General features: G+C 39.4%; 9 protein-coding genes. 3 read left to right on the plus strand and 6 right to left on the minus strand.

Annotated features, from left to right (window positions below; genetic code table 11):
* Window positions 1-137: 137 nt before the first annotated feature.
* Entirely contained in the window at window positions 138-1,553 is a 1,416-nt protein-coding gene (locus RV00_RS05360; RefSeq protein WP_071861589.1) for an MFS transporter, read from the plus strand.
* A gap of 215 nt (window positions 1,554-1,768) precedes the next feature.
* On the opposite strand, the gene RV00_RS05365 is transcribed toward RV00_RS05360, so the two are convergent.
* From RV00_RS05365 to RV00_RS05380, 4 genes are all read right to left on the minus strand, one after another.
* Window positions 1,769-3,610 (minus strand): ABC transporter ATP-binding protein, encoded by a 1,842-nt coding sequence (locus tag RV00_RS05365; RefSeq protein ID WP_071861590.1) that lies wholly within the window; start codon window positions 3,608-3,610, stop codon window positions 1,769-1,771.
* 51 nt (window positions 3,611-3,661) lie between these two features.
* Window positions 3,662-6,007, minus strand: a complete 2,346-nt coding sequence (locus tag RV00_RS05370) for an ABC transporter ATP-binding protein (RefSeq protein WP_071861591.1) — start codon at window positions 6,005-6,007, stop codon at window positions 3,662-3,664.
* Window positions 6,007-6,453 (minus strand): MarR family winged helix-turn-helix transcriptional regulator, encoded by a 447-nt coding sequence (locus tag RV00_RS05375; RefSeq protein WP_071861592.1) that lies wholly within the window; start codon window positions 6,451-6,453, stop codon window positions 6,007-6,009. Before RV00_RS05375 ends, RV00_RS05370 begins: the two co-directional genes overlap by 1 nt.
* Before the next feature lie 588 nt (window positions 6,454-7,041).
* On the minus strand, window positions 7,042-8,418 hold the full coding sequence (locus RV00_RS05380) for a CHAP domain-containing protein (protein WP_071861593.1): 1,377 nt from the start codon (window positions 8,416-8,418) through the stop codon (window positions 7,042-7,044).
* A 453-nt stretch (window positions 8,419-8,871) separates the two neighbouring features.
* Here RV00_RS05380 and RV00_RS05385 point away from each other — a divergent pair, with 453 nt between their 5' ends.
* Window positions 8,872-10,362 (plus strand): helix-turn-helix domain-containing protein, encoded by a 1,491-nt coding sequence (locus RV00_RS05385; protein WP_071861594.1) that lies wholly within the window; start codon window positions 8,872-8,874, stop codon window positions 10,360-10,362.
* Between the two features lie 68 nt (window positions 10,363-10,430).
* Window positions 10,431-11,327 (plus strand): KPN_02809 family neutral zinc metallopeptidase, encoded by an 897-nt coding sequence (gene ypfJ, locus RV00_RS05390; protein ID WP_071861595.1) that lies wholly within the window; start codon window positions 10,431-10,433, stop codon window positions 11,325-11,327.
* An 81-nt stretch (window positions 11,328-11,408) separates the two neighbouring features.
* Here the strand turns inward: ypfJ and RV00_RS05395 are convergent, their stop codons facing one another.
* Together RV00_RS05395 and RV00_RS05400 are read right to left on the minus strand one after the other, a co-directional pair.
* Window positions 11,409-12,113 carry a winged helix-turn-helix domain-containing protein gene (locus RV00_RS05395; RefSeq protein WP_071861596.1) on the minus strand — a complete coding sequence of 235 codons (705 nt, stop codon included), beginning with the start codon at window positions 12,111-12,113 and terminating at the stop codon, window positions 11,409-11,411.
* A gap of 205 nt (window positions 12,114-12,318) precedes the next feature.
* Window positions 12,319-18,396, minus strand: coding sequence for a Cna B-type domain-containing protein (locus RV00_RS05400; protein WP_071861597.1), 6,078 nt, complete (start codon window positions 18,394-18,396; stop codon window positions 12,319-12,321).
* Window positions 18,397-18,918 lie beyond the last annotated feature (522 nt).

Consider the following 18,918-nt stretch of genomic DNA (forward strand, 5'->3'; position numbering starts at 1 on the left):
AACCTTCGAGGTACACTTGTTTTTTTCATTGTTCGCTCCTCTACTAAGATTCAGAATACGTTTCAATCGTATTTTTTGATAATCATTATTATACTAATAAAAAAAGACTAACTCGCTTAGCCGTTGGAGTGAACCATATGGAAAAACAACGAACCCTTAGTAAATCAATCATTATTCTCGGACTCTTTTCTTTTATCACCTCGCTGTCTGGAGAAAGTACCAACTTAGCGCTACCCACGATCAGCCGAGCCTTAGCGATTACGAATAATCAAGCAACGTGGATCGTTCAAATTGGCTTGATTACCACAACAATTTTATTAGTCGCCTTTGGTCATCTCGGCGACGTGTTGTCGAAAGAGTTAATTTTCTTAGTCGGTGGTCTTTTATTTACCATTGGCTCCTTAGTCAATGGACTGGCACCGACCTTTGTCCTGCTTCTCTTCGGCCGAGTTATCCAAGCAATTGGATCGGCCATGATCATGGCTAATTCAATTGGTTTGACGACTGAATATTCTACTCCCGAGACCCGCGGAACAACCCTAGCGGTCATTTCGATGTTTATCTCGGTTGGATCGATTTCAGGTCCCGCTTTAGGCGGCGTGATTTTGTCGGTCTTCTCTTGGCGTTGGATTTATTTGATCAATGTTCCCTTAGGACTTATTTTTAGTTACCTTGGATTCAAAACCTTCACGATTCCTAAATTTACAAAAGAATTGTTGGAAGCTCCTTTAAAAGAAGCCAATTGGCTGGGGCAAGGTATTTTTTCGGTTGGGATCATTGTTTTATCCCTTTCTAGTCTCTTTTTCCAAGATATGCAAGCTCGCTATCTAGTCGGCAGTCTAGCCTTCGTTGGTGGTGCGGCCTTGACGGTTTTTTCTTTTATTCAGGATGATCATAGTAAAAGCCCTTGGATTTCGCCTAGCGTTCTTCGCAACAAACGCTTTATGCTTTCGATGTTCGCTTTATTTTTAGCGATGCTGACCAATGTCGCATCAAATATCCTATTACCTTTTTATTTGCAAAGTTTCAATGGGGTTAATCCTTTGATTAGTGGTCTCGTGATGGTTTTACAATCAGTCGTCATGCTGGTGATTTCACCAATCGCGGGACGTTTGTCCGATAAGATCGGCTCCAGCAAATTAATTATCAGCGGTCTAATCGTCTTAATCCTCTCGCAAATCGGTTATACCTTTTATCCCTTATCAATTAATTGGCTACTGATCCTGTTGCCAATTTTATTAAATGGTGTCGGGATGGGGCTCTTTTTATCGCCGAATAATTCATTGGCGATGTCTTTTGTAGAGAAACACTTCACCGGCGTTGCTGGGTCCTTGACTTCTTTCTTTAGAACGATCGGGATGAGCTTAGGTATCAGCATCGCTTCTGCCGTGCTCTTTGCCCAGCTTCCCGGGGTCCGCTACATTACACCTCAGCTGGGGGTAACCTTTATTCAAGCTTTCCACAATGTTTTTTGGGTGATGGCTGCTTTAGCAGTTCTCTGCCTAGTCTTATCCGTCTACGCGATTTCTAGTGATAAAAATAAGGCCAAATAAAAATAGTGTCTACCAACAATCAGCTCTTTCTGAAATTTTGGTATAAAACGAAAATAAGTCTATTCTGGTTCCAATGAAAAGGAATCAGAATAGACTTATTTATATTTATGAGGCTCAAGCATGCAAGCTTCAATATTTGCCTAGTGCTTAGAATAAGGCCGCCCTTTGGACCAAATCATTTGGTATTTGATTCAAAGTCGGCATACGCTATGTTCTTATTCAGCTAACTCTTCAAATTGTGAATTGTAAAGGGAAGCATAAAGTCCGTTTTGAGCCAATAGTTCTTCGTGGCTACCTTGTTCTTTGATGTCTCCACCTTGCATGTAAAGAATCTTGTCAGCGTCTTTAATGGTTGATAGACGGTGAGCGATAACAAAGGACGTGCGGCCCTTCATCAAGTTGTTCATCGCTTCTTGGATCAAGCCTTCTGTCCGAGTATCAACTGATGAAGTGGCTTCATCTAAGATCAAGATCGGCTTGTCGGCTAAGATCGCACGAGCAATGGTCAACAATTGTTTTTGTCCTTGTGAGATGTTTGAAGATTCTTCATTCAATTCCATCTCATAACCACCAGGTAAGGTCTTAATAAAGTGATCCACGTGAGCAGCTTTGGCAGCGGCATAAACTTCTTCATCTGTCGCGTCTAAACGCCCATACCGTAGATTGTCCATGATCGTTCCTTTGAACAACCAAGTATCTTGTAAAACCATTCCGATGTTTTTCCGTAGATCTGCACGATTAAAGTCTTTGATATTGTGGCCATCGATTTTTATTGCGCCGGAATTGACATCGTAAAAACGCATCAATAATTTGACCATCGTTGTTTTACCTGCACCAGTCGGGCCAACGATCGCAACTGTTTGGCCAGGATCGACATGAGAAGTAAAGTCTTGGATAACGATCTTGTCTGGTGTGTAACCAAACTGTACGTGCTCAAAGTCTACCATGCCTTTTGCTTTATCCAATTGCACTGGATTCTCAGCCATTTGATCTTCTTCGTCTTCGGCTAAGAATTCAAAGACCCGTTCCGCTGCGGCAGCCATTGATTGCAACATATTCGATACTTGGGCTAATTGGGCGATTGGTTGCGTTAAGTTACGAACGTATTGGATAAAGGCTTGGATATCACCAACTGTGATTGTTCCATTATAAGCCATGAATCCACCAACGATCGCTACACCCACATAACCTAAGTTTCCGACAAAGTTCATGATCGGCTGCATCAAACCAGATAGAAATTGGGACTTCCAAGCAGATTTGAATAGCACTTCATTTTGTTCTTTGAATTCCTTCAACGAGTTTTCTTCATCATTGAACAAACGAACGATCGTGTACCCACCGATGGTTTCTTCAACCTTCCCGTTGATAACCCCTAAATATTCTTGTTGGGTTTTGAAATATTTTTGCGAATTTTTCACAACGATCAAGATCAAAATCAATGAAATAGGGACGATCAAGATCGCAACACCCGTCATTTTCACCGAAATTGAAAGCATCATTACGATAACTCCGATGATCGTGAAGGTGGAAGTGATCAACTGCGTCAAACTCTGGTTCAGTGATTGTCCTAATGTATCCACGTCATTCGTGATGCGTGAAAGAACTTCCCCGGTTGTCCGGCTTTCAAAATAATTCATTGGCATCCGATCGATTTTTTCAGAAATTTCTTTCCGCATCCGATACGTGATCTTTTGGGAAATCGTCGACATGATCCAGCCTTGGATGATTCCGAATAAGGAAGCCACCACATATAGACCAAGCATGAATAAAAGAATGCCACCGATTTTATCAAAATTAATATCACCAGTACCTTGATATTTTTTGATTAAACCATTAAATAATTCAGTAATTGCTTTTGATAAGATTTTTGGACCCCAAATATTGAAAATTGTTGAGGCGATCGCGAAGATCATTACAAAGAACACCGCGATTTTATACGCCCCAAGATACGAGACTAATTTTTTCAGCGTACCTTTGAAGTCTTTGGCTTTTTCCACTGGCGCAGACATATGTCCAGGACCGCCACCACGAGGGCGATTTTGTTTTTGTTCTGCCATTTTATTCGCTCCTCCTTAATCCGCTTCTTCTATGCCTAATTCAGCATTGCTTTATTGTGACTGGGCAATTTCTTGATAGACCTTAGATGATTCCATCAATTCTTCATGACGACCTTGCGCCACGACCCGACCTTCTTCTAAGACAATGATATTGTCAGCATGGAGAATCGTCGAGATTTTTTGGGCCACAATGATTTGCGTCACATCTTTGATATTTTCAGCGAGGGCTTTTCGTAACGCCACATCCGTTTTGTTATCAAGAGCTGAGAACGAATCATCGAAGATCAAGATCTTAGGATTTTTCGCTAACGCACGAGCAATCGATAGACGTTGTTTTTGTCCACCAGAGACATTCGTTCCACCTTGAGAGATTTCACGATCAAAGCCTTTTTCATTCGAATCGATAAACTCTTCTGCTTGTGCGATTTGAGCGGCTTTTTTCATTTGTTCATCAGTAATATCAGAATCGCCAAATTTAATATTTGAAGCAATATTACCAGAGAATAAAATTCCTTTTTGAGGTACAAAGCCCATAATCTCATGTAATTTATGCATGCTCATTTCACGGATATCAATCCCATCAACGGTGATTCGTCCGCCAGTTACATCGAACAAACGTGGAATCAAGTTAACGATAGTTGATTTCCCTGATCCAGTTGAACCGATCAATGCTGTTGTTTCTCCAGGTTTTGCTGTGAAGTTGATATGATGCAAAACATCTTCGTCGGCATCACCATAACGGAATTGGACGCCTTCAAATTTCACTTCACCCTTGAAATCATGATCATCTTTTGGTTCTTCAGGATCAACAATCGTAGGTTTTGTATTCAAGACTTCATCTACCCGTCCTGCTGCTACATTTGAACGCGGCAAGATGATTGAAACCATTGATAACATCATGAAGGCCATAACGATTTGCATCGTGTACGTAATGAAGGCCATCATGTCACCGACTTGTAATTGTCCCATGTCCATGTTGTGTCCACCGACCCAGACGATCAGTACTGAGATTCCATTCATTAAAAGCATCATTAACGGCATCATTAATGACATCGCCCGGTTCACGAACATTTGCGTCTTCATCAAGTTCGTATTCGCTACATCAAAACGTTCCTCTTCGTATTTTTCACGAGAAAAGGCACGAATAACTGGCAATCCAGTGATGATTTCACGAGAAACCAAGTTGACACGGTCAACTAAGTTTTGCAACGCTTTGAATTTTGGCATCGTTGTTAATAGTAAGGTTAAGACTAGAACTAAAACAGCCGCCACGGCCACACCAACGATCCAGCCCATTCCTGTTCCGGTTTTATAAACGCGATAGACCCCACCAATACCTAAGATCGGTGCATATAAAACCATCCGCATGATCATGACGATCCCCATTTGAATCTGTTGGATGTCATTGGTATTACGAGTGATCAATGAAGCAGGTGAGAATTTTTCCATTTCATTGTTGGAAAAGGCTAATGTCTGTTCAAATTGGCCAACCCGTAAATTTTTACCGACTGTTGCGGCAACTAATGACGCGATCAAACCAACGATAATCGCAGCAATAGCTGAGACGAAGGTCAAACCAATCATTTTAGCACCAGTTTTCATCATGTAATCATTTTGGATTTTTTGGGTATTAACATTTAACGCCTTGTATTCAGCTAAGGTTAATTGAATCCCAACTGTTTTTAGCGAATCTTCACCAACATTGCCTAAGCTTTTCTTCGTCGCTTTACGAGCAGCATCAACTTTTGCTGGCATTGCATCATTTTGTATTTTGACTTCGGCGCCGATTTTTTGTGCTTCCGCGCCTTTGGCTTGTGCTTCAGCCGCTAATTTTTGTGCTTCCGCACCTTTGGCAGCAGATGTTGCGCCATCTGTTGCACTTGCCGCTGCTTTACCAGCCGCTTGCGCTTGTTCGCCTAATGCCTTCGCTTCTTGACCTAAAGCTTGAGCTTTCGCTCCGTCTTTAGCGATGGCTTGATACTCAGTCAGAACTTCTTTTGCTTCTTTCCCATTGGTTGAATCTTTTGATTGGGCGGAAGCAATCATCATCATAGGTAGATTGAGGATTTTTGCTAGTTCATCCTTCGTTGTTCCTTTTTGCAAGTCTAATTTGTAGATATCGACCTTTTTCCCGTCTACGGTTTGAGTTGCTTCTTTGTAGTTATCTTTGATTGTTTGCTTCTCTTTGTCGGTCATGAAAATCTCAAGCCCTTGAAGCGTTGACTTTCTGATTTTGTCTGGTGTCGACTGTTCAAGTCCTCCCTGTTGAATACCAACGTCTACGATATCTGACGTTAAACTAGGCAAACTTAAATCACTGGATGCTTGCACAATTAAAAGCAAGAACACAGCGATGATCGCGTACCAGTATTTTCCAAGATATTTAAAAATCTTCACTATTGATCACTTTCCCCTTCCGCGGATATTTTTTTTGAGTAGTCGACAAACTTAGCAGTTAATTCGAGATATTTTTTAGTATCTGCTTCTCCCATTAACTCAAATACTCGAATAATTTTCGTCCGCATTTCCTGTTTTTCAGCTTTCGCTACTTTTTCTCCAGCTTCCGTCAAGCTGACATTGATCTTACGACGATCGTCAGGATCCATCGTGCGAATGATTAAGCCGCGCTTTTCCAAGTTTCCCAACACAGCTGCGATTCGTGCTGTAGATAAATTAAGTGTGTCTGCTAAAAATTTAGGATTGGCAGGTTCACCTAATATATCTAATGCCTTAATGACGATGTTCGCACCTTTGCTGCTCTTTTCGATCTTACTGAATGCGCCATGGCGATTTTGTACCATCAGCTCCATCAGTTCACGTTCAGCTTCTTCTGCGAATGTCATACGACTCCTCCTTCTTAAAAAAATCTAGTTTCTCATTAATGCCTAATAGTGTTAGTTATTAATGCTGTTTGATATTACCTCTTATAAAATGTAAATGCAAGTATTTTATTCAGAAAATTAAAGAATCCGTTTTCCTTTAAAAAAATTTTGAAATTTATTTCCTTGACACTTTCGGACAATCAAAAAAGCCTTCAGGCTGTAAAGATAACTAGGCTTGAAGACGATTAAATTTAGTTCAATTTATAAGCTGCGTTTAAGAAAGACTTGCACGAACTCCCTCAGCTTTTTGCCAGTTTTTCTTCTCGCTTTATTGAGATTAGAAAAATGGTAGGCGTAAGGACAATCAGAATCATTTTTCGTGTTTTTGGAAAAATGATTTTCTCAGTAGGAGTCAGCTGAGCAATAAAATCAAATTATTTACAAATTGCTTCTCAAACTTCGAAATCGTTTTGCTGATTGCCCATAAAGCGAATTCGTTAAGCCGGACATGGATATGCCTACTGTAAAGCGATTGATTCATTTTAAAATTTTCTTCTTCCTCTCATGAAAAAAAGTCGCCGAATAAATCGGCGACTTTTTACTTATTGATTATGGGTGAATATATTGTAAACCTGCTGCACTTAATGTTGCAGTGTTTGGTCCATTTGGTGTTGAGAAGCCCATTCCACCTTGAGTAATTGTAATCGTGTTGTTTGATGCGTTGTATGATTGAACATACGCTACGTGTCCATAAACTGGATCAGCGTTCCATGTTCCAACTGATTGACCTTGTCCAAAGACTACGATTGAACCGGCTGCTGGTGAACCGTCTACTTGGAAGCCATCAGCCGCTGCTGAAGCACCCCATTGACAGCCGTTGCCCCAATAAGTCCCAGCCCATGGTGCCACAGTTTTAACGTACCAAGTACATTGACCTTCTGCATACATATTGCCTGAACCTGTATGATCGACTTTTGAACCGCCACCGGTTGGTGGTGTTGGTGCTGGCGTCGGAGTAGGTGTTGGCGTACTAGAGTTGTCGGTTGAACTTGTATCTGTCGCTTCAGTTGAACTAGCTTCAGTTGAAGAAGAAGTTGTTGTGCTTTCTTCACTAGTACTAGATGAAGCAGTGGTTGAGCTGCTTTCAGTCGTTTCTTTTGTTTGTTCTTGTGCCTTCGCTGCTTCTTCAGCTGCTTTAGCTTGTTCCGCTTCAAAAGCTTTTTGCGCTTTCGCCGCTTCTTTTGCTTGGCGTTCTTGCTCAGCTTTTTGCGCTTTAGCTGCCGCTTCTTGTTCTTTCAAGATACGCGCTTGTTCTGCTTTTGCTGCTTCTTGATCTTTCTTCAACTTAGCTTTATCTTGTTCAGCAGTTGCTTGTTCTGCTGCGTAATTTGCTTTCACAACATTCAATTCTGCTTGCTTGTTAGCAATTGAATTTTTCTGTGTTTCTAATTCTTTTTGGTTTGCAGCGATTTCTGCAACTTTTGCTTCATTATCTTTAACTTTTGCTTCAACAGCTTTTTCGTCAGCTTTTTGTTGCTCCATTAAAGATTTGTTCGCTTTAACCATTGTCGTCATCGCTTGAACACGACCAACAACATCAGATAATGAATCTGCTTCTAATACAGCTGAAACGTAATTCGTTGCTTGTCCTTTTACTTGTGTATCACGGGCTTGATTTTTGATAACTTCATTCCGTTTTGCGATGCGTACTTTTAAAGTAGCGATTTTATCTTGTAATTTTAGTGTATCTTGGTTTAATTTTTCTTGTTTCGCTTCTAATTCGTTAACTTTTCCGCTAACTGTCGCAATTTCAGCAGTTAATCCATCGATTTGTGTTTGAACGTCGGATTGTTTACCTTGTAAATCACTGATTTTTTGATCTTTTTCTTGAATTTGCTGATCATAATTATCGGCAAAAGCAATATTGGGAACCGCTGATACGGCGATTGAACATACCAACAATGCTGATAATAAACTCTTCTTCACTAATTATTCCTCCGGCTGTTACTTTAATTTAAAATCTAATCGATCTCATTAAGACAGAAGTAATTCTAACATAGCGATATATCATACAGATAAAAGAAATGTTACAAATATATTTCAATCTCGTTTTATTTTATATTTCAGAAGAATTTATCAATCCGCTATTTATTCGCTATAAGTCAATGAAAATAACTGTAACATGAGTTATTTTAACACCTTTTACTTATCTTTTTAAAAAATAGTCAATTACTGGTAAAAAATGATTCATTTGTGGGGCTTTTTTATTTTCTTCGATTATTTTAGAAAGTAGTCGTCCAGAATTTAGTGAATTAACTCCTATATGCGAATAATTCGAATCATAATTTAAAAGAACAGTTACTATTAAACTTTTTTTATTCAATTATAGTATTTTATTTTGCTTTATTTGATACAATTAATTTATAAGGATGTGATCTAATGTTATCAGAAATGGCTTTTGTGGTTTTAGATAAGCCTGCAAAGAATAAATTACAAATAATGGAATTCTTATTTACAGAAGCGCTGGAATCAGTCTCTTTAGCATTTTTATGCGAGAAATTTTCTTATACCTATCCAACGATCCAAACCTTATGCAATGAACTGCAACAAGATTTTCATAAAATGGATTTTTTAGATTTCCGCGTCAGTAAAGGCAAGATCAGCTGGTGCTCTAAAAATTATCCTTATCGCGCCTATCAACAGTTCTTGATTCAGCAATCGATTCCTTATCGCTGGCTCAAAACGACACTGCTTCATCCGAAAAAAACAATCGATGACTTTTGCTATGAATCATTTGTCAGTCGAACGACCTTAACGAGAAGAATGAAACCTCTTACAGATTTTCTTGCTCGTTTCGATATTCGTCTAAACCTGTCTAAGATGCAGCTGCAAAGTTTAAACGAAGCAAGTATCCGTGTCTTTTACGCCTACTATTTTTGGCTAGGGTCCTTTGGAGAAGAACTCGCCACGTATGATGAGCTTGCTCGCAAAGAAAATAATTTATTGGAAAATAGTCCGCTGAGCAATTTGAACTTTATCCACCCAAAGGAAACCTTGCTTTTTTTTACTATTTCGCGTCTGCGAGCTGATGCAGGCTTTTATTTGCGAGAAACACCCTTTAAAGAGCTAATTTTTCCGGAAGCAATCACGGCCCTTTCCGCTTACACTGCTTCATTTATTACAGACCCGATCCAAAAAAATCGACATATTGATTTTCTCGGATATATGATTTATTACTACCCCTATTTTGTGGATGAATCCGACGAACGTCTTCCGTTTATTTATGATTACTTCCATATGCTCTCTGATAAGAACGACGAACTTGCGGGATTAGTTTATGAATTGCTCTCTTATATAGAAGAAAAAAATTTACTTTGCCCATTGAGTCAGCCTGAAACGCGTTTATTGAAAATCAATTTTTTTAAAACCTTTCTGAATTATTCAATTTTCAAAGAAGTCCCGTTCCCTTCAATTGAACTCTCTTTAGACAACGACTTTAGTGAGCTGGGAGAAATTGTCTGTCTCTCTGATGTGATCGAATCTTTTTTGAAAAAGGTCAATCGACGAAAAGACTTTGACTGGTTAAAAAGCCAGCGAAAAAATATGGCGTATACGTTAGCGACGACTATTTTACCTTTTTACAGTCCTCAGCAGCTGCCAGTCAGTCTCAACGTCACAGTCGTACCAACACCAGATTATTTAGCAATGAAGGAAATCAGGGAGTATCTTGAAAATCTAAAATTCGTAAACTACGCGCCCTTTTCCACTGACTTAAGGGAAATTGATTTATGTATCGCTTCTTCTGAGAAGCTGGTAGCTGATTTTTCTGGGCTGCCCTCCTTTATCATCCCCTTTGAGCATCCTAATTTTTACAAGAGGCGGCTATTCGATCAGCTGTTGACGCTTCACAATAAAAAGAAATTTGGCTAGGTGTTTTTCTTTGGCTCAAGTCTCCTTTTCGTCTAAAATTAAATTGAAACGAAAAAGGGGGAAATCGTATGCGTTGGCGAGGGGATCGACAAAGTTCAAATGTGGAGGACCGTTCAGGCAGTAGCGGCCGACCAGTAGGGAAAATCGCTACCGGCGGCGGCATTGGTGTATTTTTAATTGCTATTATTGTTTTCTTTATTTCCGGCGGTGATCTAAATACCGTGACAGATACCTTAGGCGGGGGCATCACACCCGCTACTTATGAGACAGAAAATGTTTCTTCAAAAGAATACACCGATCAAAAAGAATTTGCGGCGGTGGTTTTTGCCCATTTAGAAGATTATTGGGATGGCGAATTCGCCGAACGGAATGAAACCTATCAAAATCCAAAGCTGGTGCTGTTCACTGACAGCGTAAATTCTGCCTGCGGTCAAGCCAGTTCGCAAGTCGGTCCTTTTTATTGTCCCGCCGATCAAAATGTCTATTTAGACCTAAGCTTCGCTGATGAATTAACGAATAAATACGGTGCGACTGGAGATTACGCGATGGCTTATGTGATCGCCCATGAAGTCGGTCATCATGTCCAAAACGAACTAGGAATCTCCAAACAACTAGACAAAATCCGGCAACGTGTCTCGGAAACGGAATATAATAAATACAGTGTTCGCTTAGAGTTGCAAGCCGATTATTTGGCTGGTTGTTTTTCTAAATATTTAGCTGGCCAAACCTATCAAGGCCAGCCGATCTTAGAAGAAGGCGATATCGACGAAGCGATCACTGCCGCCAATGCGATTGGCGACGATACTTTGCAAAAGGAATACCAAGGCTATGTCGTTCCCGACAGCTTTACTCATGGAACGAGTCAGCAGCGAATCAATTGGTTTAAGCGAGGATATAAATATGGTGATCTCGAACACGGCGATACCTTTAATGAGAAAAATTTAGACTTAGCCAGTGCAGCGTAAAAAAAGTGTCGGTCAATTTTGACCGGCACTTTTTGATTACTAATTATGACCATTCGAGTGGAGCTACTTCATTCTTCTTGCTCAAATCACTGCATCCGCATTATCGAAATACACTTGGTCAAAAACAGATGCATGCAATTTATACCCCTTGCCCCAAAACGTCTCAATAATTTGACCTTCAACGCCTTGTTCAGCAAGCTTGCTTTTTAGCCGTTTGACTAATGTAGACAGCTGAGACATATTGGAATTACTCGACTTCTTATGCAAGATCACCAAACATAATTCATCTCTAGAAATGGCGGTGTCTCCTTGTTCGTATAGAACACGCAGCAACTTCATTTCTCTATTGTTTAAGTCCAACGTAGACAGATCGTATTTAGGACTTCTTTTTGGTAACGTGAAAAACAATCCTTCCTCACGTTTCTCCAAACAACTCAAGGCCTCTCGAATTGTTTCAAGGGACATTTGATTCGCAATATAGTCAGAAAAACCTTCTCGTTTCAACTGCTGAACTTGTTTTTCAGCTAATAACTCGTTGGATTTCCGTAATAGTATTAATGGATACCTCTTTAATTTATTCATTATTCTAGTCACTTCTAGATTATCGATCGTTTCACTTAAAATAATTTGATGAAAAATCGATAAAAAATCTAATGACAATTCATCTTGTAAACATAGCTGCAGCAACTGCATAGATGAGAAGACCTCATGGCCTAGTTGCTCAACTTGCAATTCAAACTCAACTTCACTTAACGGACTTTTTGTTAATAATAATATGCGGCTCATATAACCCCCTACTTTCTGTACCATGATTGACGACCCAATACTTGAAAAACAACTTTTCAAATTTCCAAGTTGCTTTCCTTCGTAATTACTTAGCCTAAAAAATCAAGAAGCCGCAACCTGAAACCTTGGAAATAGTCTCGTGATTACGTTTGCGACTTCTGACTAAATGGTTAAAAATTGTAGAAAATCTAATCAACCTAAACTTTTAGCGATTCACGGTCTTTCTACGCTTCAGTACCAAACCACTTACTACGATTAGCATCAATAAACCAGCTAAGACCCATTCATAGTTATGAGTATCATTTGTCTTAGGCAAGCTTCGGGTGCTGTTGCTCGATTGACCTGACGTGCTATTGGATTGAGTCACTTTTTTTCCTCCCGAAGTATTAGGTAGGTTAGAGCGATTAGGTGTTTCTGGTACATGGGTATTGGTGATCGTATAGCCATTCACCTGTGATACATAACCAGTCGGAATATTTTCCTCTTTGACAGTGTACTCATATTCTCGTCCGCTAGGATCATAAAGTGGCAATTCTTCGAAAGTATAACGCCAATTCATTTCATCTGTAACCGTTACTTCACCGATCTTTTGGCCATCTTGCATGAGTGCGATTAAAACAGAGTCTGGTCGAATGCCTGCTTGATTCTCTTGATCATCCCAAATCTTTCGACCATTTATTTCTGTCGTTAACAACTCATTAGTCACATTCAGTCCATTTGTTGTTGCTTGATAAGCTGGTGTTTGATTATAGTTGTCCGGAACGTCGATTTCTTTTACTTTGTAATGCATTTGACGACCTAATTTGTCGGCTGCAGGTAACCCAGCAATGTTTAAAGGTGTAAAATCTGGACCCATGATTTCAAAAATTCCTTGTGGGCTCGCTGGCGTTCCTACCTCTGTAGCTAATGATTCGGCCATTCCGTCTGACCATGAATAAAGCTGGAAGGTAATTTTTTCAGGACGTGTATTGAATTTGTTGTCAAAATCGTCCCATTCTTTTTTAACCGTCAGCTCCAACGTATTCAAATTATTCGTGAAGGTCACTTTTTCGCCTTGCGCAACTTCAAGAGTCTGTTGCTGTTCCCCTATTTGTCCACCGCTTGGTGTATAGGTACTCGCTGAGCCGGCTAAGTTTTCCCTTACCGCGTATTGAATAAGTTGACCCGCCTGATCGTATTTCGGTAATTTCGTAAAGCTGCCGGTCCATTTATTTCCCTGACCATTTAAGGTGATTGTTTTCTCAACCCCATACACCTCTTCAAATGTTTGCCAATCAGCTCCTGTTTTTACCATTAAAGTAAAGGACAAATCGGTTGGTCGCGTACTGTAATAATTGTCTTGGTCTGACCAAGTTTTTTCGACTGCAATTTCTGTTGTGTCTAGATTATTTTTAATATTGTTTCCTGTAACTTCCGGTGAAAAACCGGTTATCGCTTCTTCTTTTACTCGATACTGAACCTCTGCTGATCCTTGATAGTTTTGTGGCAGATTACTGAAGGCATAGCTCCAGCTATCGTCCTTCGACACTTGCTGTGTTACTGCCTGGTTGTTTCGCATATAAGCTTGCCAAGTATTTCCCTTATCCAAACTATACTCTAAATGAACAACGATACTATCTGGAATCAGATTATACTTTTCTGCCAGTGAATCCCACGTCTTAGTCCCTTTTATTTCCGTCGTTTTCAGTGTATTGATCAAATCCGTACCACTTACCTCGGTCGTAAAGCCGGTTGCTTGTTCAGCTATACTGTATTCATACGCTAACGGAGGTGTTACCGAAGTGTCGTATTTTGGCAACTTCGTAAAACGATATTGCCATTGATCATCCGCCGTTACTTGGACTGTTTTATGAAGAGCTTTACTTCCCGCAGCGCCTTTTTGATAAAGCTCAACCTTAATACTTTGCGGCAGTACAAATGACGCATCGTTGTCGGCAATATTCCAAGTTTTTTCACCATTAATATCAATAGTTTCTAATTCGTTTTGCACTTCCAGTGGTTGCCCCGCAGCATATTCTTTTCCTTCATCTCCATAAATGACTTTCCCAGTATCCGTAACTTGAATCTTAGTTAATTCAAAACTTCCCAGATACCCTAAAGGATTTTTCGTTTCTTTGACGGTGTAGACTTTATTCGCTTCAAGGTCAAAAGAAACGAGACCATTTTTATCAGAGGTTTTAACTACATCGTGCTCAGGATTACCGTCATAACTCAACGTAAACTCTGCACCTGAAAGTTTTTTATTGCCATCAGTCTTAACAAATTCAATGACACCTTTATAAATTTTATTTTTCGCTGTCACTTCGCTTGTTTTTCCAGGCTCGACGTTCGCTGGAACTGTATCAGTGGATAATTGATAACCACTTGGCGCATTTATTTCTTTTAATACATAGTCTCCCGGTATCAAATTATCGATCTCAATCGTTCCATTCGTTGTAACAAATTGATCGATGCTATTTCCCAGAGCGTCTTTAGTCACTTGGGTCGTTCCATCTTTTTCGTACAATTTGAACACTGCGCCGTCTAATAATTTATTGGAATCGTTGGCATCTACTTTGGTTAACTTGATTTTTCCCATTTGCTGATTTTCAGCGTTGGCTACTTCCCCGGTTTCCTTGTCCACATTACTATCGATTTGATAAGTAATACCTTTTGCCAAAGCCTCACTAATGTAATAACCATCTACCGGCTTGACTTCAACTAGCGTATAAGTATCGTAAGTCAAATTATCGAAAGTTGCTTGTCCTTCACTATTCGTAATTTGTTCTGCGACTAGCTGCCCATTCGCTACAGGGCCACGATATAATGCTAGTGTTACCCCTTCCAATTTTGCTTCAGAATTTTGATCTTTCTTTTGAACGACTAACTTCCGTACTTCACCTTCCGCCGTACCACCTGCATCTGGAACTACAATTTCAGTTGTTTTATCCGTATCATTGGTATCTGTTTTGATATTGTCTCCGGTAATCGTCACTTTATTCGAAACTGGAACAGTAGCTCCGGGGTTTCCTGTATAAATAATCGTTGCATCGTAAGTGACGGTGTAGTGCTGATTAATATCGTTAAAAAGAATTTTAAACTGTTGCTCAGCGGTCTCTAGCTTGAAGTCATCCGTCACATCTGCTTTCGTCGCGTTATTAACGATTTTTACAGTGGAAGGAATGACTTTTAAGTTTTGCCAGCTGCCGTCGATCAGTTGAACATTTTTAAGCGTTAAGCTGGTCGGATTGACTTCGATTGAGTAATGAATGGTATCGCCGTCTTTACTCTTATCATACTGGTGCGTCTTATTTACGTAACTGTTGTTATTTGTATATTGGACTGTCGCTGTAACCTCTAACGGTTGATTCGTATCGTCTTGATAATAAGCTTTATTGGTAGCACTACCGGCAGCAATCGTATCCTTGTCCGTGACTACTTTCGTAGTAAATGTGACCTTGTATTGATCTGCGGCTCCCTTTTTAAAGCCGGTTACAACTAAGACACCATTTGCACCTCCGTCAATCTTTTTACCATTAATGGTTTCTGTTTCGCCTTTTTCAACCAGTTTAAAAGTAAATCCAGCCACTGCATTGCCCGCTGTATCTTTGACTAGAGGAGTCACAGAAGAATCATACACTTGGCCTGTAGGAATCGGATCTGTCAGAACCGCATTATCGCCATAAGGAACCGCGGTTGATGTATTCAGTCCGATTGTCCAAGTCACTTGGTTCGTCACCGCGTTAAATTCGCCACCTTTGTTTCCGGCAATTTTTTGTCGTTGATCACCAGGTGTTTGGAAGCTGCTGTCTTTACTGCTGCTCCAAGAACGTCCACCTTGTGTATAGCGGTACGTGACATTGTTTTTTACCGTCGTGGACAAACTATTTTTATCATAATTACTTTGATAGGTGATAATAAATTTGCTATCACTTTTGTTATTATAGTCGAGCTTAAATTTTTTATCTGTAATGTCTGACACTGTATAATCTTTTGAATCAACTAGTGTCGCTGCATTGTCTTCCTGACCTTTTTTCACTTCTTTCACTGTGATCGAACTAGATTTTCCATCCCAAGTCGAGTTTGTTAACGTATCAATGATGTACCAGCTATCTAGCATTGCATGTTCACTATTTACTGTGATGGTCCAAGTGACCTTGCCGTCATTTTTTTCGGGTGAAATCGTTCCTGTCCCCTTATCGGACGACTTGATCACACCTGAATTATCATGAGGAATTGGTACTTCTGGGTGATCACCTTTATTATTCCATGTAATGGAATTCTTATAGCTTGTAGCATCTCCGCCTTTTGTGGACGTATACATCGTGAAGTTAAAGCTATCTGAGATGCCTTGTGGAAATGTTAACGTATAGCCGTTAGCACTTTCAGTTGCTAGAACCGTTTTTCCACTATTACTTCCACCCTTGTTAAAAGCATCGCTGATCATCTTTTGTAACTGCGCTAATGTTAATACATTTCCAGCTGCGTCCGCAGGCTTTTGCCCATTCGTCATAACATCAATAAATTTCGTGTCTGCAGGAATGTCCATACCAGATTTCGTAAACGTGATCGTCCAAGGGATAACCTCATTTGTCGCATCGTATTTTCCAGCGGTTTTTTTCAGCGTGCTGGCTGAATTGAAAGTAGCTGTCGCATTCGCCTTCACATCGCCGGTTTCTTTAGAAGTTAGTTTAGCTTGATTGACAACTTTTGCTGTCAAATTTGTAGCTGTGGGTGCTTGATTCCCTGAGGTATCTGTTTTTAATTTATCAAAATCAACAGTCGTTTTAAAGCTAATGACATAAGCCTCATCACTCGTTGGCAACCCTAAAGTAAACGCGCTGGCACCATTCGCTGGTTTTCCTGTTACTTGATCGGTTGCATCCGTTCCCGGTTCAATTCGATTTCCTGACACTAGATCGACCTTGTAGCTCATCACTTTTAAATCACCGCTATAGGTTACTCCAGCAGGTAAAGTATCAGTTAATTGACCATCCGTCATTGTCTTGCCCGTGTTATTAGCGATTATTTGCCAAGTAACTTCCCCCTTGTTCCCTTGAATATCCTTGGCGTCTGTTTGTGAGAGTACTTTTTTAGATAGATCTTTAGAATTCGGCACGACGATATCAGGAACAACATGGACATCGCCATCGACAAAAGGAATAACGATTGTCGTTTCTCCGCCACCTTCCCCATCTTTTAAGCTGACATTTCCAGCAACATTCAATGTTCCTTTGATTCCGGAATTTTTTTCAACAGCCTCAGTAAAAACAATTCGAACCGAGCCATCTTTTTGAATCGTGAATTGTCCAAAAGTTACGCCATTTGTATCTGACAAATTTCCTGTTAAAGGCCCATTACCTTTAATCGTAAATTTCTCTGGTAATTTAAAATCAAAATAGTCCCCTGCTTTGATATTTTTGCGTAACGCTTCCGGTAAGCTCCATGTATATTGCAGTAAAAGACTATCATTGACTTGGATATCTTTGCCATCAATTTCTTTACCATCTTTCGTAATTTTGGCAGAATCAAAAATCGTTTTATTTCCTTCTGAATCTTGTTTCATTGATTCCGATCCAGAAAGACTCGTAATATCTCTGCCTTGATTCTGTGGCTCAACGGCTTTACTGGCTCTTTTCGCTACTTTGGGTGCTTCCTGTAAAACTTCTTTTGACGCTTCAGTTGATTCTTCTGGAAGTGTCTCCTGAACGTCGCTTGGTGTTTCAGACTCAACGGTTGCATTGTCTGGTTGCTGATCTTCTGAAAGAATTTCCTCACTAGAATTATTTTCTGATGACTCCGTCTGAGGAATATCCACATGAACAGTAGCAGGTGAACTATCTTTTAATAAATCCTCTGCTCCCGTTTCCCCGCGCTGCATGATCATTGGATAAATTTTTATTTCCTCTACGAGTGCCGTCTTAAATGAAACTGTTCCATTTTCATTTACTTTCGTAGCTGTCTGCTGAAGAAGCTGGTCATTTGAACTCGCAAATGATGCGCCTGATAAACTAACAATTTCCTTTAAGCCTAGCGATTGTCCGTCACTCATTAATTCCAGACCAAATTGAGTATCTTCATCACTAGCATTTTTCTGATAAGAATAGTTCCAATCAATGGTATCCTCTTCCAAATTTACAGAGTAATCCAACGTTGCATTTCCATTCTCATTTTCAAATAATTCAACGGATTGTGTGTTAAGCGTTTCTGCTACCGCCACTAAACCAGTACATAGATATTGTGCAAAAGGCAACAAAATTGCAAATAAAAGTACTAACGTCTGACATTTTTCTTTAATTTTCATAGCTTCCTCCTTTTGGTTCCTTATTTTTTAGTTTTATGGTTGGGGAATTATCTCAATTATCATTTGACTATTTTTCTTTTCTTTTTTATTAATTTTTAGATATTAATCTATTAATTATTCAGAAAATTTTTTTGTCCTTTTTACCCGAACCTCTATTTATAACTGACGTTATCGATAAGGCAAAGGACTATTTCTTTGCTTTCAGTCAACTTAGGGAACGATCAATTAATAATTTCCTTTTTTTATAAAACTTAAAAAATTTGGGATAATCTCCCTCTAACCAAATTTTATAATTTTTTAAGCTAAAAATAATGTTAGTTTTTTTATGCATGTTTTAAAAAAAAATAACTGATAAGTGACAAAAGCTTGATTTAAAGCTATATCTTTAAAAACAAAAAAATATTAAAAAAAAATTTTTTTAATATTTTAAGAATTATAATAGGATAATAATTAATAAAAGAATCAAAAAAAGTCTTTGTACCGGTTATATTAATCGGCACAAAGACTTTTTCTATTTTTTCC

Source organism: Enterococcus devriesei, assembly GCF_001885905.1.
Lineage (GTDB): Bacteria > Bacillota > Bacilli > Lactobacillales > Enterococcaceae > Enterococcus_A > Enterococcus_A devriesei.